Annotated in this window: 20 protein-coding genes; 10 read left to right on the forward strand and 10 right to left on the reverse strand. The window is 64.6% G+C overall.

What is annotated here, in order from left to right:
* Window positions 1–41: 41 nt before the first annotated feature.
* On the forward strand, window positions 42–1,694 hold the full coding sequence (gene ettA / locus IYX23_RS18695) for an energy-dependent translational throttle protein EttA (protein WP_196394460.1): 1,653 nt from the start codon (window positions 42–44) through the stop codon (window positions 1,692–1,694).
* Window positions 1,695–1,777: 83 nt separating this feature from the next.
* Here the strand turns inward: ettA and IYX23_RS18700 are convergent, their stop codons facing one another.
* The 3 genes from IYX23_RS18700 to IYX23_RS18710 all read right to left on the reverse strand — a co-directional run bounded on the left by IYX23_RS18700 (window position 1,778) and on the right by IYX23_RS18710 (window position 2,983).
* Window positions 1,778–2,203 carry a type II toxin-antitoxin system VapC family toxin gene (locus IYX23_RS18700; RefSeq protein ID WP_196394461.1) on the reverse strand — a complete coding sequence of 142 codons (426 nt, stop codon included), beginning with the start codon at window positions 2,201–2,203 and terminating at the stop codon, window positions 1,778–1,780.
* Window positions 2,200–2,454, reverse strand: coding sequence for a type II toxin-antitoxin system prevent-host-death family antitoxin (locus IYX23_RS18705; RefSeq protein ID WP_246716952.1), 255 nt, complete (start codon window positions 2,452–2,454; stop codon window positions 2,200–2,202). Before IYX23_RS18705 ends, IYX23_RS18700 begins: the two co-directional genes overlap by 4 nt.
* Window positions 2,455–2,653: 199 nt before the next feature.
* The gene (locus IYX23_RS18710) at window positions 2,654–2,983 is read right to left on the reverse strand and encodes a DUF3175 domain-containing protein (RefSeq protein WP_196394463.1); all 330 of its coding nucleotides are present in this window, start codon (window positions 2,981–2,983) and stop codon (window positions 2,654–2,656) included.
* A 169-nt stretch (window positions 2,984–3,152) separates the two neighbouring features.
* Between IYX23_RS18710 and IYX23_RS18715 the strand changes: the two genes are divergently transcribed.
* A complete protein-coding gene (locus IYX23_RS18715; RefSeq protein ID WP_196394464.1) occupies window positions 3,153–3,650 on the forward strand; it encodes a lytic transglycosylase domain-containing protein in 498 nt (165 codons plus the stop codon).
* Window positions 3,651–3,663: 13 nt separating this feature from the next.
* Here IYX23_RS18715 and lptA read toward each other — a convergent pair whose 3' ends face one another.
* The 3 genes from lptA to IYX23_RS18730 all read right to left on the reverse strand — a co-directional run bounded on the left by lptA (window position 3,664) and on the right by IYX23_RS18730 (window position 5,580).
* Window positions 3,664–4,194, reverse strand: coding sequence for a lipopolysaccharide transport periplasmic protein LptA (lptA, locus tag IYX23_RS18720; RefSeq protein WP_029651623.1), 531 nt, complete (start codon window positions 4,192–4,194; stop codon window positions 3,664–3,666).
* On the reverse strand, window positions 4,195–4,899 hold the full coding sequence (lptC, locus tag IYX23_RS18725) for an LPS export ABC transporter periplasmic protein LptC (RefSeq protein WP_196394465.1): 705 nt from the start codon (window positions 4,897–4,899) through the stop codon (window positions 4,195–4,197).
* A 66-nt stretch (window positions 4,900–4,965) separates the two neighbouring features.
* Window positions 4,966–5,580, reverse strand: coding sequence for a ribonuclease D (locus IYX23_RS18730; RefSeq protein WP_196394466.1), 615 nt, complete (start codon window positions 5,578–5,580; stop codon window positions 4,966–4,968).
* Window positions 5,581–5,742: 162 nt separating this feature from the next.
* Here IYX23_RS18730 and IYX23_RS18735 point away from each other — a divergent pair, with 162 nt between their 5' ends.
* Complete coding sequence (locus IYX23_RS18735) at window positions 5,743–5,940, forward strand: hypothetical protein (protein ID WP_196394467.1); 198 nt, start codon at window positions 5,743–5,745, stop codon at window positions 5,938–5,940.
* Window positions 5,941–6,097: 157 nt separating this feature from the next.
* Window positions 6,098–7,261, forward strand: coding sequence for an AI-2E family transporter (locus IYX23_RS18740; RefSeq protein WP_196394468.1), 1,164 nt, complete (start codon window positions 6,098–6,100; stop codon window positions 7,259–7,261).
* Here the strand turns inward: IYX23_RS18740 and IYX23_RS18745 are convergent.
* From IYX23_RS18745 to IYX23_RS18755, 3 genes are all read right to left on the reverse strand, one after another.
* Window positions 7,229–8,404, reverse strand: a complete 1,176-nt coding sequence (locus IYX23_RS18745; protein ID WP_196394469.1) for a lytic murein transglycosylase — start codon at window positions 8,402–8,404, stop codon at window positions 7,229–7,231. The two genes, IYX23_RS18740 and IYX23_RS18745, sit on opposite strands and share 33 nt — an antisense overlap.
* Window positions 8,405–8,468: 64 nt before the next feature.
* Window positions 8,469–8,750 carry a hypothetical protein gene (locus IYX23_RS18750; RefSeq protein ID WP_196394470.1) on the reverse strand — a complete coding sequence of 94 codons (282 nt, stop codon included), beginning with the start codon at window positions 8,748–8,750 and terminating at the stop codon, window positions 8,469–8,471.
* Window positions 8,751–8,868: 118 nt separating this feature from the next.
* Window positions 8,869–12,465, reverse strand: coding sequence for an SEL1-like repeat protein (locus IYX23_RS18755; RefSeq protein ID WP_196394471.1), 3,597 nt, complete (start codon window positions 12,463–12,465; stop codon window positions 8,869–8,871).
* 289 nt (window positions 12,466–12,754) lie between these two features.
* Between IYX23_RS18755 and IYX23_RS18760 the strand changes: the two genes are divergently transcribed.
* The 6 genes from IYX23_RS18760 to IYX23_RS18785 all read left to right on the forward strand — a co-directional run bounded on the left by IYX23_RS18760 (window position 12,755) and on the right by IYX23_RS18785 (window position 21,202).
* Complete coding sequence (locus tag IYX23_RS18760) at window positions 12,755–14,548, forward strand: acyl-CoA dehydrogenase C-terminal domain-containing protein (protein WP_196394472.1); 1,794 nt, start codon at window positions 12,755–12,757, stop codon at window positions 14,546–14,548.
* A gap of 81 nt (window positions 14,549–14,629) precedes the next feature.
* Entirely contained in the window at window positions 14,630–15,838 is a 1,209-nt protein-coding gene (locus IYX23_RS18765; RefSeq protein WP_196394473.1) for an acetyl-CoA C-acetyltransferase, read from the forward strand.
* 150 nt (window positions 15,839–15,988) lie between these two features.
* Window positions 15,989–18,196 carry a 3-hydroxyacyl-CoA dehydrogenase NAD-binding domain-containing protein gene (locus IYX23_RS18770; protein WP_196394474.1) on the forward strand — a complete coding sequence of 736 codons (2,208 nt, stop codon included), beginning with the start codon at window positions 15,989–15,991 and terminating at the stop codon, window positions 18,194–18,196.
* 311 nt (window positions 18,197–18,507) lie between these two features.
* A complete protein-coding gene (gene lgt, locus IYX23_RS18775; protein WP_196394475.1) occupies window positions 18,508–19,332 on the forward strand; it encodes a prolipoprotein diacylglyceryl transferase in 825 nt (274 codons plus the stop codon).
* A complete protein-coding gene (locus IYX23_RS18780) occupies window positions 19,329–20,411 on the forward strand; it encodes a class I SAM-dependent methyltransferase (RefSeq protein WP_196394476.1) in 1,083 nt (360 codons plus the stop codon). Before lgt ends, IYX23_RS18780 begins: the two co-directional genes overlap by 4 nt.
* Window positions 20,412–20,422: 11 nt before the next feature.
* Window positions 20,423–21,202, forward strand: coding sequence for a polyphenol oxidase family protein (locus IYX23_RS18785; RefSeq protein ID WP_196394477.1), 780 nt, complete (start codon window positions 20,423–20,425; stop codon window positions 21,200–21,202).
* Window positions 21,203–21,258: 56 nt separating this feature from the next.
* Here the strand turns inward: IYX23_RS18785 and IYX23_RS18790 are convergent, their stop codons facing one another.
* A complete protein-coding gene (locus tag IYX23_RS18790) occupies window positions 21,259–22,257 on the reverse strand; it encodes a TonB family protein (protein WP_196394478.1) in 999 nt (332 codons plus the stop codon).
* Between the last annotated feature and the right edge of the window lie 138 nt (window positions 22,258–22,395).

Genomic DNA, 22,395 nt, shown 5'->3' on the forward strand with positions numbered 1-22,395 from the left:
AAATGCTCTAAAGACAGCGCAATCTCTCTTTGCGAGGCGATATGGCGCGGCAGTTCATCTATCACATGCAGGGCCTCAGCAAGACCTATCCGGGCGGCAAGAAGGTCTTGGAGAACATCAATCTCTCCTTTTATCCCGACGCCAAGATCGGCGTTCTGGGCGTCAACGGCTCCGGCAAATCGACGCTGCTGCGCATTATGGCGGGCGCCGACAAGGAATATTCCGGCGAGGGCTTCGTCGCCGAGGGCGCGCGGGTCGGCTATCTGCCGCAGGAGCCGCAGCTCGACCCGACGCTCGACGTGCGCGGCAATGTCATGCTCGGCGTCGCCGACAAGAAGGCCATTCTCGATCGCTATAACGATCTCGCCATGAATTATTCGGACGAGACCGCCGACGAGATGACGAAGCTTCAGGACGAGATCGAGGCGAAAGGTCTTTGGGACTTGGACAGCCAGGTCGACCAGGCGATGGACGCGCTCGGCTGTCCGCCTGACGACGCTGACGTCACCAAGCTTTCGGGCGGCGAGCGGCGTCGCGTCGCGCTGTGCAAACTGCTGCTCGAACAGCCGGAAATGTTGCTCCTCGACGAACCGACGAACCATCTCGACGCTGAAACCGTCAACTGGCTCGAAGGACATCTGCGCCAGTATCCCGGCGCGATCCTCATCGTCACCCACGACCGCTATTTCTTGGACAATGTCACCGGTTGGATATTGGAGCTCGATCGCGGCCGCGGCATCCCCTACGAGGGCAACTACACCAGCTGGCTGAAGCAAAAGCAGAAGCGACTGGCTCAGGAATCTTCCGAGGACAAGGCGCGCCAGCGCGCGCTCGAAGCCGAGAGCGAGTGGATCGCCGCTTCGCCAAAGGCGCGGCAGGCCAAAAGCAAGGCGCGCATTCAGCGCTATGAGGAACTCGTCGCCAAGCAGAACGACAAGGCGCCGACCACCGCGCAGATCGTCATTCCGGTGGCCGAGCGCCTCGGCGACAATGTCATCGAGTTCGACCATCTGTCGAAAGGCTATGGCGACACGCTTCTGATCGACGATCTCTCCTTCAAATTGCCGCCAGGCGGCATCGTCGGGGTCATCGGGCCGAACGGCGCCGGCAAGACGACGCTGTTTCGCATGATCACCGGACAAGAGAAGCCCGACAACGGAACGATCGAAATCGGCGACAGCGTGCAGCTCGGCTATGTCGACCAGTCGCGCGACGCGCTGCACGCCAACAAGTCCGTCTGGGAGGAAATCTCGGACGGCAATGAGGTGATTTATCTCGGCAAGCGCGAAATCAATTCCCGCGCCTATTGCTCGGCCTTCAATTTCAAGGGCGCCGATCAGCAAAAGAAGGTCGGGCAGCTTTCAGGCGGCGAACGCAACCGCGTGCACCTCGCCAAGATGCTGAAGAGCGGCGCCAATGTGCTGCTGCTCGACGAGCCGACCAATGATCTTGACGTCGACACGCTGCGCGCGCTCGAAGAGGCGCTCGTCGATTTCGCCGGCTGCGCCGTCATCATCTCGCATGACCGCTTTTTCCTCGACCGCATCGCGACGCATATTCTCGCCTACGAAGGCGACAGCCATGTCGAATGGTTCGAAGGCAACTTCGCCGATTACGAGGAAGACAAGAAGCGGCGCCTCGGGATCGACAGCGTCATTCCGCACCGGCTGAAATATAAGAAGTTCGCGCGGTGACTTAGCCTCCCGACGTCGCGAGTCAGGATTAGCGCGCGGGCGCGCTCGCGTGGCGCAGATGGGAGCCGCCCCGCCCTTCTCCGTCACTCCAGCGGAACCACCCGAACGCCCCTCATTGCCGCCGCAGCCGCCAGCCGCGTATCGAAAGTCGCCAGTCGATAGCCACGGTTCGAGGCCAGCGCGAGATGCAGCGCGTCGGGCGCGGCGAGTTTGGTCGCGAAATCGCGAACGAAACGATCTGCGAGCGCGAGGTCGGATGCGACCGTTTCAGTACTTGTAAATGCACGAGCCAACCAATCGTCGAGCAACGCCAGCGCGAGCGACGCCTGCTGTTCGGACATGCGCGCCGAACGAACCTGCCGAGAAATTACTGCCGCAACTTCAAGTGCGGCGAAGTCGCTGACGACGAGCTCTTCGCGCGCATTGGCAAGCCATTGCTCCATGTTCATCGTATGCGCGTCGCGCAGAATCAGTGGAACGATTGCGCTCGCGTCAAGATAAACGCTCATTCTTCTTCGTCGCGCATCCGGCGGATGAGAGTGACGGCGTCCTCGCCCAGCGGCGGCAGCGCGTCGCGTCGCTTGCGCAGCCATTCGATGTCGGCCTTCGTCATTCGTTTGGGCGCTTCGTCGGGTGTGCTCGGACGCAGTTCGACGACGGGTTTGCCATGACGGGTGATCGTCACCGTCTCGCCCGCCAGCGCCTCGTCGATCAGCCGGGACAATTGTTCCTTCGCCTTGGCGATGGGGTAGGAGGACATGGCCGCCTCAAAAATGGTCATTTTTTGAAAATTAGGACATAATTTCCGGCGACACAATGCGTTGCGGCGCCAGAGAGTTATTTCCATACGCTCCCAAATCCCGCATCAAATTGGCGCGCTACGCCGGATGCGCGCCGATAAAGAATCCGTCAGCGCCTTCGTCTTGGCGCCGCCGCGGGCTCGCAATCTGCGGGCGCGCTCAATGGGGCGTTCGCCCAAACGCCTTCCGCAGCTCGTCCTTCGCCTGCTCCAGCACCTGTCGGCGCGCGTCGGGCAAATCCTTGCCGGCCCGGTTGATGTAGAAGGTCAGCATCGACATGGCGGAACGGAACGGGTCCGCTTTGCGCCGCTCGCTCGCTTCCGCCGAACGCTTAAGAGAGTGGGCGATCTTCACGGGGTCGTCCCATGTGAATACCCCCGCATCGAGATCGAGCGCGTTGCTGTGGCGCGTGACCTCTCCCGACCAGTAGTTGGTCGGCGTCTTTGAACGTTTTGCCGGCGCGCGGCTTTTCGGCTGCCTTTGCGCCATCGTCCGCCTCATCTCGGGAGCGCTTGTCAGGAGCGCTTGTCACGAGCCTTGGCCAGGTAGTCGGCCGCCCACAGAAATCAACGCGCCGAAGCGTGACCGCCACGAATTCGCCATTTGTGCATGGCGCATTTCCCAGCTGGGCCGTGGGCGGTCATGAGGGATTTTTTAGATGAGACTATTCCGCCGAGCCGCTGCCTTTTTCGCCATCGGCGCTCTGCCGCTCGCGGGCTGTGCGCCGCAGGAGTCGCCCGTCGCGTCAGCCCCCGCCGCCTATGAAGAGGCCGCCAAGGCGACCGAGCTCACCGGCCAGGACGCGCTGCATGCGCGAATCTCCCATTACGCCCGCATCTATGACATTCCGGAATCGCTCATTCATCGCTCAATTCGCCGCGAGAGCAATTATAATCCCCACGCCCGGCATGGACCCTATTGGGGGCTGATGCAGATCCGTCACGACACGGCGCGACACATGGGCTATCAGGGCCCGGCGAGCGGTCTTCTCGACGCCGACACCAATCTTGCGTTCGCGGTGCCGTATCTCGCCAACGCCTATAAGGTCAGCGGCGGCGATGAAGGCCGGGCGATCAGGCTCTATGCCGGCGGCTACTACTACGAAGCGAAGCGCAAGCGGATGCTCGACGAGCTGGTGACGTCCGCGTCCCACTAAGTCTTAAGAAGCCTTATTGGTTTTTCGGTGTGAAGGTGCTGCGCACCCGGCCCCCCTGCGCCGCGCCGCCCTGCACGGTCGCCATGCCGGTCGTCACGTCATAGACGAGCTTGTCGCCCTTCACGATATTCTCGGCTTGGGTGAGCGTGACGTTGCCGATAAGATAAACCTTGTTTTCGGCCTTGTCGTAGCTGCCCCGATCGCCCGTGCCGATCTGGTCCTTTGAAACCAGCGTCACCGGACCTTCGGCGTCGATATGTTTGACGCGGTCGTTCGTCGTCGCGGCGGGTTGTCCGGCGCCCTTTCCCTCGAGAAAAATGATGAGGCGCGAGGCCTTGAGCGTCGAGGGCCCATTCGTGACGATCACGCTGCCGGAGTAGATGAGCTTCTGCTCTTTCTCGAAATAATCGAGCTTGCCCGCGTCAATGTTGAGCGGATCCTTGGCGGAGGCGCCCGGCAGAATGCCGCCCGAGCGGCCCGCGGCGCTGGCCGGCGTCGCGGCGACGAGCGCAGCTAGGGAGAGAACGAAGAGGTGGCGGCGCATTTAGTCCTTGGTCGCGGCGCCGGAAGTTTGCGAAGGCGCATCGCCCTCACCGTATAGCACCGAATGGACGCCGCCCGCGAAACTCGCGTGACGGTCCTTTTGGGAAAATGCGACAGACTGCGCGGTGACCTCGCCGCCGTCGATCTTCAAGAGCACGGGCTTGTCGGACGTCATCACGCTATCCTTGAAATCCATGACCGCCGACTCGAGCCGCATGTCGAAGTTGTTGTCTTCGTGGATATTGACGCCGCCAGTCATATCGGCCCGATCGGCTTTCCTGTTGTAAACGCCCTTCGCCGCCGACAGGACTATGGAATTGTCCTTGGAGTTCTCGACCCGGACCTCGAGCTGATCGAGTTCAAAGACATCAGGCTTCGCCAGATCTTGCGTGCCCACAAGCGCGCGCACTTCATAGGGACGCCCGTCCTTGCGATAGCCGACGAGCTTGGGGCTCTCGATGACGATGCGGGAGCCTTTGAGCGCAACGCGCGCCAGGCTCAGATCGGCGGGCAGAAAGCGCAGCGAACTGATCAGCAGGCCGAGGCCGACGATTCCAACGACGCCGCCCGCCCCCCAAAGGATCCAGCGGCGCAGGTGCGCAACGCGCGTCGTGTGGCGCAGCGCCTCCGGAAAGGCGCTCTGGCGCGGCGCAACAAGGCCGCCCAGGCGATCGCGGGCGCTGGGCGCCGGCAAGACGTCGGTCATGACGTGATCATGAGGCGTGCAGGTGGCGAATTCGAGGCAAAGCCAAAGCCTGACTCGCCATGGCCCTTACTCATGGGCAAAAATATCCGTTTCCGGCCAACCGGCGAGGTCGAGTCGGGCGCGGGCGGGCAGAAAGTCAAAACAGGCCTGCGCCAGTTCGGCGCGGCCCTCGCGGGCGAGCATGGCGTCGAGCTTGTCCCTGAGCTGATGCAGATAGAGAACGTCCGACGCCGCATAGGCCTGCTGCGCGTCGGAGAGAACCGGGGCGCCCCAGTCCGACGACTGCTGCTGCTTCGAAATCTCGACGCCAAGAAGCTCGCGCACGAGATCCTTGAGGCCATGCCGGTCCGTATAGGTGCGCGCGAGCTTCGAGGCGATCTTGGTGCAATAGACCGGCGCCGGAACGAAGCCGAAGGTCTTGGCCAAGATGCCGATGTCGAAACGGGCGAAGTGGAAGAGCTTCAGAACGGCCGGATCGGCGAGCAGGCGCTCGAGATTGGGCGCGCGCGTCTGACCGCGCCCGAACTGGACGAGCTCGGCGTTGCCGTCGCCGAAGGAGAGCTGCGCCAGGCACAGACGGTCACGATGCGGATTGAGGCCCAGAGTCTCGGTGTCGATCGCGACAATGGCGCCAGCGCCGATCCCCTCGGGGAGATCGCCCTGGTGGAGGCGGATGGTCATGCGGCTCGAATCTTTCGATGTGGAGCGGACAGTCTATCGCAGAATGCGCAAGGCTTGTCGAAGCGCCGCGGGGGGCGCCCGACGCGCTCGCCTGCGCGGCGAATTGTGCTACCTAATGGCTGGGGCCTGGTCGATGGACCTCCTGGCCCAGGGAGTAACCCCATGCGTTACATTCTTGCTTTGATTGTCGCCTGCGCAATTGCTGCGCCGCCGGCCTCCGCGGCGTCCTCGAAATCCACCGCCAAATCCGTTTCGGCCTCGAAATCGGATCAATCGACAAAAACCGGCAAACGCACTCGGCAGAACGCCGATCGCGGCGCCGGCGGCATCCATCCTTTGGTTGGCAGCGGCGACTATTAGGGCGCGGTGACGCCGCAGGGCTTCGCTGGCGTTCGGCAAGCGGTTCGCCCGGAATCTCCTCGCCCGATACCCTGCCAAAACTGCTCCTCTTGTCAGACGCCCGCCAAGTCTTCACTCTATTGCGATGCAAACTTTGCGGGATGGCGAGAGTACGCCGGTGAACGATCAACCCAACGGCCTTAACGGCTCCGACCGCCGCTTCAACGCGCTGGTCATCGAACTGGCGATCCGCCTGTTCGCGATCGGCGCGCTGATCTACTGGACCTTCATCATCGTCCTGCCGTTCGCGGCGATTATTCTGTGGAGCGTCGTGCTCGCCGTGGCGCTCTATCCGATCTTTCGCGTGGTGGCGGAAATATTGGGCGGCCGGCCAATAACAGCCGCCGTTTTGATGACGATCGCCGGACTCGTGCTGATCATCGGGCCCGTCACCTGGATGGCGGTCGGCGCCATCGACCCCATCAAGGCAGTGATGGCGGGCATCGAGACGGGCGATATCGCGGTGCCGCCGCCGCCCGCCTCGATCAAGGACTGGCCGTTCGTCGGCGAGCAGCTCTATTCCTTCTGGCTGCTGGCCTCGACCAATCTGCGCAGCGCCTTCACTCAAGTTTTGCCGCAGCTGAAGCCCGCCGGGGAATTCTTGCTCGACATGGCGAAGAGCGCAGGCGCAGGCACGCTCAAATTTCTCGTCTCCGTCCTGCTCATGGGCTTCATTCTCGCCGCCGCGCCGCAAATGCTCGCAGGGGCGCGCGCGCTATCGCGGCGCATCGACCCTTCCAGCGGCGAGAAATTCGTCGATCTCGCCGGCGCGACGATCAACGCGGTTTCGCGCGGCGTCATGGGGCTGTCGCTGTTGCAGGCCGTCGTTGGCGGCGCCGGCATGTATCTGGCCGACGTGCCGGGCGCGAGCCTGCTGACGATCGCCATTCTGGTTCTCGGCATTGTTCAGATCGGGCCGTTGATCGTCGTGGCGCCTGTCATCTTCTGGGCGTGGACGACCTTGGCGACCGGGCCGGCGCTGGCGCTGACGGTCTGCATGCTCAGCGTCAATTACGTGGACAACGTGCTGAAGCCCTTCATTTTCGCGCATGGGCTGTCGACGCCGATACCGGTGATTTTCGTGGGCGTGATCGGCGGCGTTCTGGCGCATGGCATCGCCGGCCTGTTCGCAGGACCGGTCGTGCTCGCCGTCGTTTGGGAGCTGACGAAGGCCTGGATCGCCGACGACCTCAAATTGGTCAACGACCCAGCCGCCGAACCCGATTTCAACGTGGAGACGTCGCCGATCCTACCGTCCGCGCAAGGCGTTAAGAACCTTTAGCCCGGCGCGGCCATTGCGCTGCAAGCCGGCGCGCGACTGAAAGTCGGCGATCGCCTCTTTGGTTTTCGTTCCGATCACGCCATCGGAGTCGCCGACGTCATAGCCGCTGCGGGTCAGAAGCGCCTGCAATTCGCGGCGCTCGGCGCGCGAGAGGCCCGGATCGTCGGTCGGCCATGGCGTTTGAATGCCCGGCCGTCCGCGCAGCCTGTCGGAGAGGACGCAGATCGCCAGCGCGTAAGATTCGGAGGCGTTATAGGCGTAGACCGCGTCGAAATTTTTCGTCACCAGGAACGCCGGGCCGTTCCGCCCCGCCGGCAGCAGCAGCGCCGCAGCTCCCTCGCCGAGGCCGCCGCCGTCGAGGCGCGTCACGCCGCGCGCCTGCCAGAAGCCCATGGATTGGCGTCCCTTGCGTCCGGAAGGTCCGGAATAGCCTTCCGGCAGACGCACCTCGAAGCCCCAGGGCATGCCGGCGCGCCAGCCGCTCTTGCGCAGATAATTCGCCGTCGAGCCGAGCGAGTCGGCCGCCGAGCTGGCGATATTGCGTCTGCCGTCGCCGTCGAGATCGACCGCCATGCCGAGAAAGGTCGACGGCATGAATTGCGTGTGGCCGAAGGCGCCCGCCCAGGAGCCGTAGAACTCCTCCGGCGCGATATCGCCGTGGTCGAGGATTTTGAGCGCGGCGATAAATTCCTTGCGCCAATAGTCATTGCGGCGCGGCGCTTCGCAGGCGAGCGTCGCGAGGCTCTGCACCACGGGGCGCTTGCCGAAGCTCTTGCCGAAGTCGGATTCGACGCCCCACACGGCGACGATGGTCGGGGCGTCGACGCCGTAGCGGCTTTCCGCGGCGTGCAGCGCGCGGGAATGCTGATGCAGCATCACGCGCCCTTCGTCCACGCGCTCCTCGTCGACGAGCCCGGCGACATAGTCCCAGACAGGCGTCGTAAACTCCGGCTGCTTATCCATGAAGCTGACGGCGTCGTTGGGGGCGAGCCCATTCGTCGCCGACGCGATCGTCTGCTGGCCGACGCCGGCGCCGGCCGCGGCGGCGCGCAGACTGGAGAGGCAGCTCGACCATTCGGCGCGGGCGGGCGCGGCCGTGAGCATGAGCGCGGCAAGCGCCGCCAGAAGATGATGTGCCTTCATGGCGCGAATTCTAGCGTAAGGACGCGGCTTTTTCATGAGCCGTATCGGTCGTGAAAAGAGCGCGTCACTCGCAAACGCGACGCGGGCGGGAGCCGATCACCTCGCCATATTCGTCAAAGACGGGACGGCGCTCGACCCAGCACACCGGCGGCGGCGCGACATAGACGGGCGCGGGCGCATAGACCACGGGCGGCCCCGAATTGGCGAGCGCCCCGCCGGTGATGGCGCCTAGCGCAAACCCGCCAATGCCCGCCGCAATGGCCGGGCCGGCTGAATCGGCGCGCGCCGGCGCAACTGCGGCGCCTAGAGCCAAAGCCGCCGAAAGCGTCGCAATAGTTCTGCGCATCTTACTCTCCCAAGACGGGCGAGCCACATGTCCGCACGCGCTGCGCCGGCAAGCTCGCTCGATGGGACAATAGGAGCGATCCCGTAGACGAATCGTTAATGGCCCGGCAAGCGAGGCTTCAAAGCTGCGAGACCCGCGGCTTGCCGGAAGGCGACTTCGGCGCCGGCTTGACCGGGGTCTGCTCCCGGGCGCCTTGGCCGGCGCCCGTCCGGATCGCCGGCGCGTCATTCGCCTCCGAGGTCGGAATTTTGGCGCGGAACGCGGCGGCCAGCGCCTTGGCCGCGGCAAGCTCTTTGGAATCGAGCCGGGCGCCGATTTCGTTGCGCTTTTTGGCCGCGTCTTCATCGCCCTGGTCCGCTGCGGCGGAAAACCACACGTAGGATTGCTGCAGATCGCGGCTAATGCCGAGGCCGCGGGCGTAGAGGATGCCGAGGTTGAACTGGCTGTCGCGGATGCCGTATTCGGCCGCCCGACGGAACCACTCCGCAGCGGCGGCGTAGTCCGGCTTGCCGTCGCCGCCCTCGGCGAGAAGCACGGCGACATTATGCATGGCGCGGGCGTTGCCGGACTCGGCCGCGCGCTCGTACCACTGCCTGGCGCGGGCGTAGTCGCGCGCGACCCCGACGCCCCTCTCATACATCGAACCCAGGCGGTATTGGGCGAGCGCCAGGCCCACTTCGGCCGCCTTTTGAAACCAGTGCGCGGCCGCCTTGGCGTCGCGCGCGGCGCCGCGTCCCTCGACCAGACGCGCGCCCATTTCGTATTGGGCGGCCGGGTTGCCCTCAACGGCGAGGCGCTCGATCGTCGCCAAGGCGTCGCCGGGCGACAGCGGCGGCGCCTCGATCGTTCCGGTGGGCGTCGGATCGATGTTCTGCTGCACGGCGACGGGTCGCGCAGCGGACGCCGCCGGCGCCGCGCCAGAGGGAAGCTCTTTGGTCGGGCGTTGCGCGATCGCCGGCGACGAGGCGCTGTTGGAGGCCAGCCGCTTTTCCGGCGACAACGCCGGCCGAACCGCCTTGGCTGGCGCCTTCGCCTCCTGCTGTCTGAGCGACGGCCCGAGCGTCAAGCCGCCCTGCCCCTCCATGCGCGCAATCTGATAGGCGCCGATCAGCAGCATGACCGCGGCAAGGCCTAAGAGCAGCGGACGCTTGCGGTCCTGAATGAGGGCGCTGAAATTGACCACGGCGGCGCCCTGCGGCTTTTCCTGGGCCTGTCCCGCGTGGCGCGCCGCTTCGTCCGACTGGGCGTCAGCCGCAGGCGCTTGCGCGGCGCGGCGCGCGGCGGCGATAAAGTCCGACTGAATGGAATTGCGATGCGCGGCCTGATCGGCCTCCGGTCCTGGCGGCCCCATGAAGGGCTCGCGCCGTTCGACGCCCCCCTCGCCAACCGGCAGCAGGAACTCCATCGGATCAATCGGCGCCAAGGCTTCGCCTTCAGCATCCTTGGCGTCAGCGGCGGCCGGCGCGCCGAGGCGCTCGCGCGTATCCTCGCCGCAACGTTCGAGCCCGAGTTCTGCATCGGTCGAGCGCCGCGCGGCGCCGCGGTTCTCGGTCACTTCGTCATCAGAAACACCCAAACATTTGACGACGCGCTCGAGCGTTTCATGGACCGCCGTCAGCATCTCATTCGTGCGCTGGCCGCTCGCGTCTTGCGTCCTGAGCAATTCGTTCAATTCGCGCTGCACAGCGACGCGCACGGCCGCCGGCTGAACGCCCGCCGCATCGCGGAGAACCTCCGTGGCGGCCCGGCGAACCGCCGCCTCCGCCGTTGCGGACCGCGTGTCCTCCAGGCGCGCGAAAAGATCGGTGATCTTCGATTCAAAGCCGATGAGCGCGCCGCTCCCTGCGTCGAGTCGTTCGAGCCGCTGCGCCAGCGCGCCGATCTGAGTTTCAAGCGATTTGAGCGCGCCGCCATCGGCCATGGGATCAGCCGACTGCTTCATGCGGTCGGCGAGCGACCCGACGAGAGCCGCCAGTTCGCTCTCTCGTTTCTCGACGCGCGCGCCGTCTTCGACCCGCTGCGCAAAGGCGGCGTGCATACGGTCGAGGCGCTCGACGATGTCGTCGAGTCGAGCGTTCTGTTCGCCAAATCTCGGCGCTGAGAAGGGATCGTCGAGCCGGTCGATCTTGAACGAGAGCTGCGCGAGCTGGCGCTCGACAGCCTGCAGATCGAGATCCCGCACATCGGCGGCGAACGCGGCGTCCATTTTTCTGTCGAGGCCGCGCACCAGATTCTCGAGAGCGGCGAAATGTTCGGAATCGCCGGCGCCGGCGGGGCCTGCCAATCGTTCGGCGATCGTCTGTCGAAGCTCATCGATGCGCTGCGCGAGATCGGCGAACTGACGTTCAGCGTTCTGTTCGGCAAGCGTGGCCTCTATGCGCGCGAGCGATTCAGTCGGCGCGCTTTCCAGGACGCGGGACTCGAACCGATCGAACCTGCGGCCGATCTCCTCGAACGCCGAGGCGTGATTGTCGCCGTCCAGCGCCGTATCGATTTTTTTGGCGAGCGATGTGATGAGCGCTTCGAGGGGGGCCATGTTCGCGGCGCCGCGATCGATGCGCTGCGTCAGCGTCTTGCCGAGTTCGTCGATGCGCTCGCCGATTTCGTCGAACCGCGCCGCCGACGTTTGTTCGGCGACGACGTCAAGCTTGCGCGCGAGCCGTTCGAGCCGCTTGTTGAAGGTCTCCAGTCCCTTGCCTGTTTCCGCCGCGACGATGGAACGGATCGCCTTGACCACTTCGCCAAGATCCGCGCCGGACGCGCCACGTGAAAGCGCCAGCGCGTCGACACGTTGCGTAACGTCGATGATGCGTGTTTCGATTCTCTCAAGCGGCAGCGGGCGGGCCAGAAGCGCCGACAGCTGTTCCTTGATCTCATGAGTTTCGTGCGCCAGGTCGCGCACGGCCGAAGCGTTCGCAACATCTCCCGTCTGCAGCTTCTCCAGCCTGATGCCGATGGTTTCGACGTCGGCGCGCAGGTTACGCACGATGGGAGTCGGATCGAGATCTTCGATCACGGCGCGCAATTCGCCGATCATTCTTTCGGCAGGCGCGAGCGTCTCGTCTGGAACGCCGCGGCCGCGCTGCGACTCGATGCCCTGGCGGAGATCGCCCATCGCCGTTTCGATCGCGGCGACGGATGCGCGCGGCGCGAGTTCGCCGATCGCTTGCGCCACGTCCTGGAGTTCGCGACGGACGTTCTCGATTTGTCGCATCATCACGAGTTGCTGGTCGCCGCGCTCCGCGGCGTCCTCGCGAAAGCTGTCTAAACCCTGCGTGACGGAATCGATCGAGCGCTGCAGCGCCTCAAAGCGCGATCCGGCGGAAGCGCCCGACGTCAAGGCCGGCTTCGCTACGCGCCCGCGCGCCGCATTGTCGTCCAGCCGTCCTGCAATTTCGGCGAGATGCTGATCAAGGCCGCGCAACGTCTTCTCGACGTCGGCGCCGCGGTGTTCGCCCGACAGCCGCGCCAGCCGGGCTTCGAGCTCCGCCAGCGCGTTGCGAATCGGCCGCGCGTTTGCGGACGGCTGCTCGCCGAGCTGGCTCTCGATACGGCTTTTGGAGAGCGCGGCGATCGACCGCCAGATGGTGTCGTCGTCGCCACGGTTCTCATCGCGCGACTCTTCCGCGTCGGGAAAATTTCCTCCCCGATCGCGCTGATCTTCGAGCGACTTGGAACCTGGACGACCCTGATCAGGAAATTGCGCCTTGGTCATGTGGCTGTCCGGCGGGGCCGACCCGTGGAAATTGGGACAAAAACGCGGTGGAACCAACGCGTGCGCGCGAATCGCGCGCTACTGTCGGCGCGGGCCGCCGACCGCCGTGACTTTCCGTCGATCGCAGTAAAGAAGCCGTTAAGAAACGGCTCTAAAGAGCCGTCGCGTTCACGATTGTCACACAGCGGCTCGCTTGCGCCCGCGCCGGCGCCTCTCTACCTATGACGCAGCCCGAGAGAATCGCGGCGCGACGGCTCGGCGCCAAGCGCCGGCTTGCAAGGAGGCGTTGATGCCGAGCTACAAGGCGCCTGTAGACGACACCCTCTTCCTGCTAAATGATGTCTTGAATTTTCAGCGTTTCGGCAATCTGCCAGGCTTCGCGGACGTGACGCCGGACGTCCTGTCGCAAATCCTCCTGGAGGGGGGAAAGATCTGCGAGGAGGCGCTCGCGCCGCTCAACCAGATTGGCGACGAAAAGGGCTGCAAGCGCCACGACGACGCCTCAGTCTCCACCCCGCCCGGCTTCAAGGGAGCGCATGACGCTTTCGCTCAGGGAGGCTGGATCAGTCTCGCCGTGCCCGAGGAATATGGCGGACAAGGCCTGCCCTATACGCTCGCCATGGCGATGAACGAGTTCGCCTCCTCGGCGAATATGTCCTTCGCCATGTATCCAGGTCTGACGCAAGGCGCGCTCGCCGCTCTGCTGCGCCACGGCGACGACAAGCAGAAGAAGCTTTATGTGCCCAAGATGGCCGAAGGCCGCTGGTCGGGCACGATGAATCTGACCGAACCGCAATGCGGCACCGATCTCGGCCTGCTGACGACCAAGGCGACGCCGCGTGGCGACGGCTCCTATTCGATCACCGGACAGAAGATCTTCATCTCCGCCGGCGAGCATGATCTGACCGAAAATATCGTGCATCTCGTGCTCGCGCGCATCGAGGGCGCGCCCGCCGGCGTGAAAGGCATCTCGCTCTTCGTCGTGCCGAAGTTCCTGGTCGACGGCGACGGCGCGCTTGGACCGCGCAACGGCGTCAGCTGTGGCTCCATCGAGGAAAAGATGGGCATCCACGGCAACGCCACCTGCGTCATGAATTACGACGGCGCGCAAGGCTTTCTGGTCGGCGAAGCCAATCGCGGACTGAACGCCATGTTCGTGATGATGAATGAGGCGCGGCTCGGCGTGGCGATGCAAGGTCTCGCCCAGTCCGAGGTCGCCTACCAGAACGCGGCGCAATACGCCAAGGAGCGTCTGCAGGGCCGCGCGCTCTCCGGTCCGAAAGACCCCGGAAAGCCGGCCGACCCGATCATCGTGCATCCGGACGTGCGGCGGATGCTGCTCGAGATGAAGGCCTTCAACGAAGCGGCGCGCGGCTTCGCGCTGTCGGCCGCGCTCGACAGCGACATCGCGCACCGATCGGATGACGCGGCCTCGCGCCAGGCGGCGGAAGACCGGCTCGGCCTGCTGACGCCCGTGCTCAAGGGCGTGCTCACCGACATCGGCTTCGAAAACACCGTCAAGGCCCAGCAGGTGCTTGGCGGACATGGCTATATTCGCGAATGGGGCATGGAGCAGTTCGTGCGCGATGCGCGCATCAGCATGATTTACGAGGGCGCCAATGGCATTCAGGCGCTCGACCTCGTCGGCCGCAAACTGCCGCGCGACGGCGGCCGCGCGATCATGGCTTATTTCAAGGACACCACGGAGCTGTTGGCGCCGCTCGCATCCGACGAAGCGATGAAGTCCTTCGCCGCGCCGGTGAAGGCGGCGCTCGACGATCTCCAAAAGGCGACGATGTGGCTGATGCAGAACGCCATGACGAAGCCCGACAATGCCGGCGCCGCTTCTTACGACTATATGCATCTCTTCGGCCGCGTCGCGCTCGGCGTGATCTGGGTGAAGATCGCGCAGGCGGCGATGGAGAAGAAGGCGCGCGAGCCTCATGAAGCGGCGCGCATGGACGCCAAGCTTCTCACCGCGCGCTTCTACATGGAGCGCATGCTGCCCGAAACGAGCCTGCGCCTGACGCGCATTTCAACCGGCGCCGACACGATGATGTCGCTCCCCGAGGAGATGTTTTAAGGGCGGTCGGATTTCGGCAGTCGGCAATGGTCATGTCCTACTGCGGAAGCCCAACCGCCGACTGCCGTTATAGGAGACGATATGGCCGACGCTTTTATCTATGACGCCGTTCGCACCCCCCGAGGCCGCGGCAAGCCGGACGGCTCGCTGCATGAGGTCTCTTCGCTTGGCCTCGCCGTCACGGCGCTGCAAGCGATCCGGGAGCGCAACAAGCTCGCCGGCCCCGAGATCGACGATGTGATCCTCGGCTGCGTCGATCCGGTTGGGGAAGCCGGCGGCGACATCGCCCGCGCCGCGGCGATTTCATCAGGCTATTCCTACAAAGTGCCCGGCGTGCAGATCAACCGCTTCTGCGCCTCCGGATTGGATTCGGTGAATTTCGCCGCCGGCGAAATCATGTCCGGCCAGCATGACCTTGCGATCGGCGGCGGCGTCGAGAGCATGAGCCGCGTCGGCATCGGCGCGTCGGGCGGCGCCTGGCCCGTCGATCCGACGATCGCCATTCCCTCCTACTTCATGCCGCAGGGCGTGTCGGCCGATCTCATCGCCACGAAATACGGCTTCTCGCGCGACGACGTCGACGCCTATGCCGTCGAATCGCAAAAGCGCGCGGCGAAGGCGTGGGAAGAAGGCCGCTTCAAACATTCGGTCGTTCCGGTGAAGGACGTCAACGGCATCACTCTGCTCGACCGCGACGAACATATGCGGCCGGGAACCGACATGCAGTCGCTCGCGGCGCTAAAGCCATCCTTCGCCTTTTACGCCGAACAGGGCGGCTTCGACGCCGTGGCGATTCAGGCGCATCCGGAAGTCGAGAAATTGAATTACGTCCATCATGCCGGCAATTCTTCAGGCATCGTCGACGGCGCGGCGGCGGTGCTCGTCGGCTCGAAAGAGGCTGGCGAGAAGCTCGGCATGAAGCCGCGCGTGAAGATACGCGCCTACGCCAATATCGGCTCGGACCCGGCGCTGATGCTGACCGGCCCTGTCGATGTGACGAAAAAAGTGCTGCATCGCGCCGGCATGACCGTCGACGACATCGACCTCTTTGAGGTGAACGAGGCCTTCGCGGCCGTCGTGCTGCGCTATCTCGAAGCCTTCGACCTCGATCCCGCCAAGGTCAACGTCAATGGCGGCGCCATCGCCATGGGCCATCCGCTCGGCGCGACGGGCGCCATGCTGATGGGAATTGCGATCGACGAATTGGAGCGCACGGGAAAATCGACCGCGCTGGTGACGCTCTGCATCGGCGCGGGCATGGGCACCGCGACGATCGTGGAGCGGGTATGAAGATGCAACGTTTCCTCGCCCTTCGAGACGCGAGCTTCGCTCGCTCCTCAGGGTGAGGCAACGTTATGAACCTCATCCTGAGGAGCCCGCGCAGCGGGCGTCTCGAAGGACGAGGTTCAATACAGCGCAAAATCTTTCGGAGACGAAACAATGAACCTCGTCAATTTCCACTTCGAAACCGGCGCCGATGGCGTCGCGCTTGCGACCTGGGACATGCCCGAGCGCACGATGAACGTCATCACGCCGGAGGTGATGGACGAGCTGGAGCAGCTCATCGACACAGTGGTCGCCGCGCCCGACGTCAAAGGCTGCGTGATCGCGTCGGGCAAGACCGCCTTCTCCGGCGGCGCCGATCTTTCCATGCTGCAGCATGGCGCCGCGCAATACGCCAGGGCGCTCAAGGAGCAGGGCGAAGACGCGGCGAACAAGCATTTCTTCGAGTTTTCGCGCCGATTGTCGCTGCTCTACCGCAAGTTAGAGACCTGCGGCAAACCTTTCGCCGTCGCCATTCACGGCGTCTGTCTTGGCGGCGCCTTCGAACTCGCGCTCGCCTGCCACTACCGCGTCATGGCCGACGATGACAAGACAAAGGTCGGGCTGCCGGAAATCAAGGTCGGGCTCTTTCCGGGCGCCGGCGGCACGCAGCGTGTTTCGCGCATCATGCAGACGGGCGACGCGCTGCAGTTTCTGTTCAAGGGCGATCAGATCAAGCCGAGAGCCGCGCTCGGCGCCAAGCTCGTGCATGAGATCGCGCCGAAAGCCGAGATCGTCGAGCGCGCCCGCGCCTTTATCGTCAACGGCGGCAAGGCGCAGGCGCCGTGGGACGCCAAGGAGTTCAAGACTCCGTCCGGCAGAGTGTTCTCGCCCACGGGCATGATGATCTGGCCCGCCGCCAACGCCATCTATCGCCGCGAGACCTACGACAATTATCCCGCCGCCAAGGCCATTCTGCACGCCGTCTATGAAGGGCTGCAATTGCCGATGGACCAGGCGCTGACCGTCGAGTCGCGCTGGTTCGCGCATATCCTGCGCTCGAAGGAAGCGGCGGCGATGATCCGCTCGCTGTTCCTCTCGAAGAACGAATTGGACAAGGGCGCGCATCGACCAAAGGACGTCGGCCCGACGAATCTCAAGAAGATCGGCATTATCGGCGCGGGCTTCATGGGCGCGGGCGTCGGCTATATCAGCGCGCTCAACGGCCTCGACGTCGTTCTCATCGATCGCGATCAGGCGAGCGCCGACAAGGGCGTGGCGACGATCGACAAGCTCATCTCGAGCTCCGTCAGCAAGGGCCGCGCCACCGCCGCCGACAAGGACGCGCTGATGGCGCGCGTCCTGGCCACCTCCGATTATGCGGCGCTCAAAGGGTGCGATCTCGTGCTCGAAGCCGTATTCGAGGATCGCGCCGTCAAGGCCGACGTCACCAAGCGCGCGCAGGAGGTTGTGGGCGCCGACGTGATCTTCGCCTCGAACACCTCGACGCTGCCGATCACCTCGCTCGCGGAAACCACGCAAAAGCCCGAGAACTTCATCGGTATCCATTTCTTCTCGCCCGTCGAGAAGATGCTGCTCGTCGAAGTGATCGTGGGCGAGAAAACGAGCGATCGCGCGCTGGCGACGGCGCTCGACTTCGTCCGCATCATCAAGAAGACGCCGATCGTCGTCAACGACTCCCGCGGCTTCTTCGCCAATCGCTGCGTGCTCAATTATGTTCGTGAAGGGCAGATCATGCTTGTCAACGGCGTGCCGCCGGCGATGATCGAGAATGTCGCCCGCATGGCCGGCATGCCGGTTGGGCCATTGTCGCTCAACGACGAAGTCGCGCTCGATCTCGGGTGGAAAATCCTGCAGGCGACGAAGAAAGATCTCGGCGAAGGCTCCGTCGATCCCGCGCAGGAGCGCGTGCTGCGCTTCATGGTTGAGGAAAACAGCCGCTTCGGCCGCAAGAACGGCAAGGGTTTTTACGACTATCAGGCCAATGGAACGAAAAGCCTCTGGCCCGGCCTCTCTGCACTGGCGCAGAATGAGATCGACCCCGATACGCTCGACGTCAGCGAAATGAAGCAGCGCTTTCTCGTGACGCAGGCGGTCGAGGCGGCGCGCGCCATGGCGGAGGGCGTCGTCACGGATCCGCGCGAGGCCGACGTCGGCTCCATTCTCGGCTTCGGCTTCGCGCCCTTCACTGGCGGCGTTATCTCCTACATCGACGGCATGGGCGCGAAGGCGTTCGTCGCGCTGTGCGATAAGCTCGCCGCGACATACGGCAAGCGTTTCGAGCCGCCGCAATTGCTGCGCGACATGGCGGCGAAAGGCGAAAGCTTCTACGGACGCTTCATGCCGCAGAAAATGGCGGCGTAATTACATTCGGCATCACAGCCCTCGTGCTTCGAGACGGTCGCTTCGCGACCTCCTCAGCATGAGGGCTGCTTCATCGAGCATGCAAAAATGCGGAGCTGAGGCCCCTCATCCTGAGAGCCGCCCGCAAGTCGGGTTTTCGATCTCGGGCGCGCCCAAGATCGAAGCCGCGTCTCGAAGGACGAGGGGCCTCCTGAACGCACGCTGCGAGGGCGCTTCACCTTTAGGGGACATGACATCCGCAGGGCCGACGGGTAAAAGACAGGCTGGGCGTGTAGGTTTTAAACGCGCGCGCCCGCGCCCGGACCTGGTTAATGCCGATTTTTGTGCTTCCCTTTCCTGTGATCGATCCTGTCGCCGTCAACATCGGGCCCGTGCCGCTGCGGTGGTATGCGCTCGCCTATATCGGCGGTTTCATCTTCGGCTGGCTCGGCTTGCGCGCGCTCGCCGCCAACGACGCGCTCTGGGGGCGCGGCCAACCGCGACCAAGCCGAGAGTCTCTCGATGATCTTCTCGTCTTCGTCGCCTTCGGCGTCGTCATCGGCGGTCGCCTCGGACATGTGCTGATCTACGATCCGGGCTTTTACCTCGCGCACCCGTTAGAAATTTTCCAGACCTGGAAGGGCGGCATGGCCTTCCACGGCGGCCTCGTCGGGGCGATCATCGGCATGGTCCTTTACGCGCGTCGCAGCGGCGTGCCGCTGCTCACCGTGAGCGACATTTGCGCCACGGTCGCGCCGATCGGACTTTTCTTCGGCCGCCTCGCCAATTTCATCAAGCCCGAGATGTGGGGGCGCGAAAGCGACGTTCCCTGGGCGATGGTCTTTCCCGGCGCGGGCGACATCTCGCGCCATCCCAGCCAGCTTTATGAGGCGGGGCTTGAAGGCGTGGCGCTGGGCCTGCTGTTGTGGCTCGCCGCGCGCCACGGCGCGCTCAAACACCCGGGGCTCGCCACCGGCCTTTTTGGCGTCGGCTACGGACTGGCGCGCATTTTCTGCGAGTTTTTTCGTGAACCCGATCCGGTGCAGGAAGCGCTGCCCAATGGATTGACCATGGGCATGGTCCTTTCGGCGCCGCTTGTTTTGATTGGCGCGGCGGCGATCCTGTTCGCGCTGCGCCCAAGGAGCGCGACGGCATGAGCGCCTTAAAGAGAGAGATCGTCGAGACGATCGTTCATGACGGTCCGATGACGCTCGAGCGCTACATGTCGCTCTGTCTGACGCATCCGCGCTACGGCTATTACATGACGCGCGACCCGTTCGGCGCGGGCGGAGACTTCGTCACCGCGCCGGAGATCAGCCAGATGTTCGGCGAATTGCTCGGCGTCTGGGTCACCGAGGCTTGGCGCGCGGCGGGCGCGCCGACTGAGGCGAGGCTCATCGAACTCGGACCCGGCCGCGGCACGCTGATGTCGGACGTGCTGCGGGTGACGCCGATCGCGCCCAACTTTTTTTCCGCCGTCAGCGTGCATCTCGTCGAAACCAGTCCGGTTCTGCGCGAGACGCAACGCCAGACGCTGGCTAGGGCCGCCAAGCCGGCGCAATGGCATTTGGATTTTGCCGAGACGCCGCCCGGTCCGGCCTTTATCCTCGCCAATGAGTTTTTCGACGCCCTGCCCGTCAGGCACTTCGTCAAGACCGCCAGCGGCTGGCGCGAACAACTTGTCGGGCTCGACGCTCAAGGCGAACTCGCCTTCGGACTGTCCGATCAGATCGAGCCGACGCTCAATGTTCCGGCGCGCGACGGATCGATCATCGAAGTCAGCGCCGCAAGCCAAAAGCTCATCGGCGACATCGCCACGCGCCTCGTCGCCGAGGGCGGCGCGCTGCTGCTCATTGACTATGGCTATGAGCAGACGTCGCTTGGCGAAAGTCTGCAGGCGGTGTCGCGCCACGCCTATGTCGATCCGCTCGCTACCCCGGGAGATGCGGATTTGACCGCGCACGTCGATTTCGCGGCTCTGGCGCGCGCCGCGCGCGCGCGCGGCGCCAAGGTGATGGGCCCGGTCACGCAAGCGCAATTTCTGCTGCAGCTTGGCATCGAACGCCGCGCCGAGACCTTGTCGAAAAAGGCGACGCCCGAACAGGCGCAGTCGATCATCGACGCTTTCGAACGTCTCACCGGCGTCGACGATGCGCGCCATCAGATGGGCGGACTGTTCAAAGTGATGGCGGTGACCCATCCCGACATGCCCGACCTGCCGGGATTTTTCGTGTAACATCTGACGCGATGACGTTCGAAACGCCTGCGCTGACCGCGCAAAATCTCAGCCTGCCCGGCCTGCGCCACGCCTTTTTCACCCGCGACGGCGGCGTGTCCCAAGGCGTCTACGCCTCGCTCAATGGCGGCGTCGGCTCGCGCGACGCGCCGCCGCATGTCGAGGAGAATCGCGCCCGGATGGCGGCGCGTCTCGGCGTTGAGGCCGAGCGCCTGCTGGTGCCGTTCCAGATCCATTCCGCAGAGGCGCACGCCGTGCGCGAACCGTGGAGCGCTGACGCACGGCCGCGATGCGACGGCGTGGTGACGGCGGAAGTCTCGCTCGCACTCGGCGTCACCGGCGCCGACTGCGGCATGTTGCTTTTCGCCGACGCGAATGCGGCCGTCATCGGCGCCTGCCACGCCGGCTGGAAGGGCGCGCTCGGCGGCGTCATCGAAGCGACCGTCAGAGAGATGGAGGCGCATGGCGCGCGCCGCGCCGACATCCATGTCGCGCTCGGCCCGGCGATCGGCGCGACGAGCTATGAAGTCGGGCCGGAATTCATCAATCAGTTTCGCGACGCCGACGCGTCCTTTTCGCGCTTTTTTACGCCGACGGCGCGCGAAGGCCATGCCACCTTCGATCTGCCGGGCTTCATCGCCTCACGCGTCGAGGCGCTCGACGTGGCCTCGTTCGAAGACCTCGGCGTCGACACTTATGCCGATGAAGCGCGCTGCTTCAGCTACCGCCGCAGCGTCCATCGCCGCGAGCCGGATTATGGACGGCTCGTCTCGGCGATCGCGCTGATCTAACGCATGATTGAATTGAGCGGTTGGCGTGACAGGCGAAAGCCTGACCGGAATCCAGACTACTTCGTCGCGTAGCTGAAGATCATCGAGTGCGGCAGGCCGCGCGGCGGCGCGGGGAAAGGCGCGGCGCGGCGCACGGCCGCAAGAGCGGCGGCGTCGAGATCGGGCGCGCCGCTCGGCTGGTGCACAGCCTGATGGGTGAGATTGCCCAACTCGTCGATGTAAAAAACAACCGCGCCCCTGCCGATCGCGCCGCTCCCGCGCACGCGTGGCGGAATACGCATGTGCGGCATGATCAGGCCGTAGAGAATCGTCAGATAGGTCGTCTTCGCGTGGCCGCCGCCGACCGGCGAGAACTTGCGCGGCGCGGCAAGCTTGTAGTCGGGGATCGGCGCCAGCGCCGCGAGCTGATCGGCGATGGAGTTCGCCTCGCCCTTCTTCACTGACCCCTTTTCGTTCGGGTCGGGCTTTTCCTGCGGCTTCTTTTCGGGCGCGGCCTGCTCGATGATCTCGGCGTCGCTCTTATCCTCGAGCGGCGTATCTTTGGTCTCTTCCGGCGCCTTCGCCTTTCCGTCTTCGTCCTCGGCGTCCTTCATGCCCTGAGGCTTGTCGTCCTTGGGCGCGTCCTTCTCCTCCGCGTTCTTCGGCGTCTTTACGTCCTTCTCCTCCGGCGCGTTGACGTCGGACTTGGTCTTGCTCTCGGCCTCGGGGGCGTCGAAAGCCGGCTTTTCCTCTTCCAGCGGCGGCGGAGGCGGCGGCTTCTGTTGCTGTTTTTGCTGCTCCGGCGGCTTCTCCGGCTCGGGCGCAGGAGGCTCTTCCTGCTTCGGCGCGGGCGGTTCGGTGATCACCTCGACGGGAGTTTCCTCGTCGATGCGCGGCGCTTCGCGGGCGGAGCGCCAGTCCTCCCAGAGCAGGAACGCGAGGACGCTCAGATGCGCCAGCAGGCACAGCAGGAGAAACATGAGGAAGCGCGGGCGCACCACGAGCGCGCGGCGCCGCCGAAGGGCGTCCACGGCCAAGGTCGCGCTAAAGGCGCGTTGTTGGCTGCTGTCGTTCATTGCGATGGAAAGCCGCGCTCCAGCGCCGCCGCTGCTTGCATAATCGATCTGGGTCGGTGAGCGGGGGGCGCCACTCTCCAATTATAACCGCCTTTGGGCAAAAACGCGCCCCCGCAAAAAACATGACGCGTTTTGCCG

The organism is Methylocystis sp. L43, assembly GCF_015709525.1.
Lineage (GTDB): Bacteria > Pseudomonadota > Alphaproteobacteria > Rhizobiales > Beijerinckiaceae > Methylocystis.

Bases quoted from the DNA above. Each gene is read 5' to 3' on its own strand.
- ettA (WP_196394460.1), top strand. From the start codon at position 42: ATGGCGCGGCAGTTCATCTATCACATGCAGGGCCTCAGCAAGACCTAT.
- IYX23_RS18700 (WP_196394461.1), bottom strand. From the start codon at position 2,203: ATGAGCGTTTATCTTGACGCGAGCGCAATCGTTCCACTGATTCTGCGC.
- IYX23_RS18705 (WP_246716952.1), bottom strand. From the start codon at position 2,454: ATGTCCTCCTACCCCATCGCCAAGGCGAAGGAACAATTGTCCCGGCTG.
- IYX23_RS18710 (WP_196394463.1), bottom strand. From the start codon at position 2,983: ATGGCGCAAAGGCAGCCGAAAAGCCGCGCGCCGGCAAAACGTTCAAAG.
- IYX23_RS18715 (WP_196394464.1), top strand. From the start codon at position 3,153: ATGAGACTATTCCGCCGAGCCGCTGCCTTTTTCGCCATCGGCGCTCTG.
- lptA (WP_029651623.1), bottom strand. From the start codon at position 4,194: ATGCGCCGCCACCTCTTCGTTCTCTCCCTAGCTGCGCTCGTCGCCGCG.
- lptC (WP_196394465.1), bottom strand. From the start codon at position 4,899: ATGACCGACGTCTTGCCGGCGCCCAGCGCCCGCGATCGCCTGGGCGGC.
- IYX23_RS18730 (WP_196394466.1), bottom strand. From the start codon at position 5,580: ATGACCATCCGCCTCCACCAGGGCGATCTCCCCGAGGGGATCGGCGCT.
- IYX23_RS18735 (WP_196394467.1), top strand. From the start codon at position 5,743: ATGCGTTACATTCTTGCTTTGATTGTCGCCTGCGCAATTGCTGCGCCG.
- IYX23_RS18745 (WP_196394469.1), bottom strand. From the start codon at position 8,404: ATGAAGGCACATCATCTTCTGGCGGCGCTTGCCGCGCTCATGCTCACG.
- IYX23_RS18750 (WP_196394470.1), bottom strand. From the start codon at position 8,750: ATGCGCAGAACTATTGCGACGCTTTCGGCGGCTTTGGCTCTAGGCGCC.
- IYX23_RS18755 (WP_196394471.1), bottom strand. From the start codon at position 12,465: ATGACCAAGGCGCAATTTCCTGATCAGGGTCGTCCAGGTTCCAAGTCG.
- IYX23_RS18760 (WP_196394472.1), top strand. From the start codon at position 12,755: ATGCCGAGCTACAAGGCGCCTGTAGACGACACCCTCTTCCTGCTAAAT.
- IYX23_RS18765 (WP_196394473.1), top strand. From the start codon at position 14,630: ATGGCCGACGCTTTTATCTATGACGCCGTTCGCACCCCCCGAGGCCGC.
- IYX23_RS18770 (WP_196394474.1), top strand. From the start codon at position 15,989: ATGAACCTCGTCAATTTCCACTTCGAAACCGGCGCCGATGGCGTCGCG.
- lgt (WP_196394475.1), top strand. From the start codon at position 18,508: ATGCCGATTTTTGTGCTTCCCTTTCCTGTGATCGATCCTGTCGCCGTC.
- IYX23_RS18780 (WP_196394476.1), top strand. From the start codon at position 19,329: ATGAGCGCCTTAAAGAGAGAGATCGTCGAGACGATCGTTCATGACGGT.
- IYX23_RS18785 (WP_196394477.1), top strand. From the start codon at position 20,423: ATGACGTTCGAAACGCCTGCGCTGACCGCGCAAAATCTCAGCCTGCCC.
- IYX23_RS18790 (WP_196394478.1), bottom strand. From the start codon at position 22,257: ATGAACGACAGCAGCCAACAACGCGCCTTTAGCGCGACCTTGGCCGTG.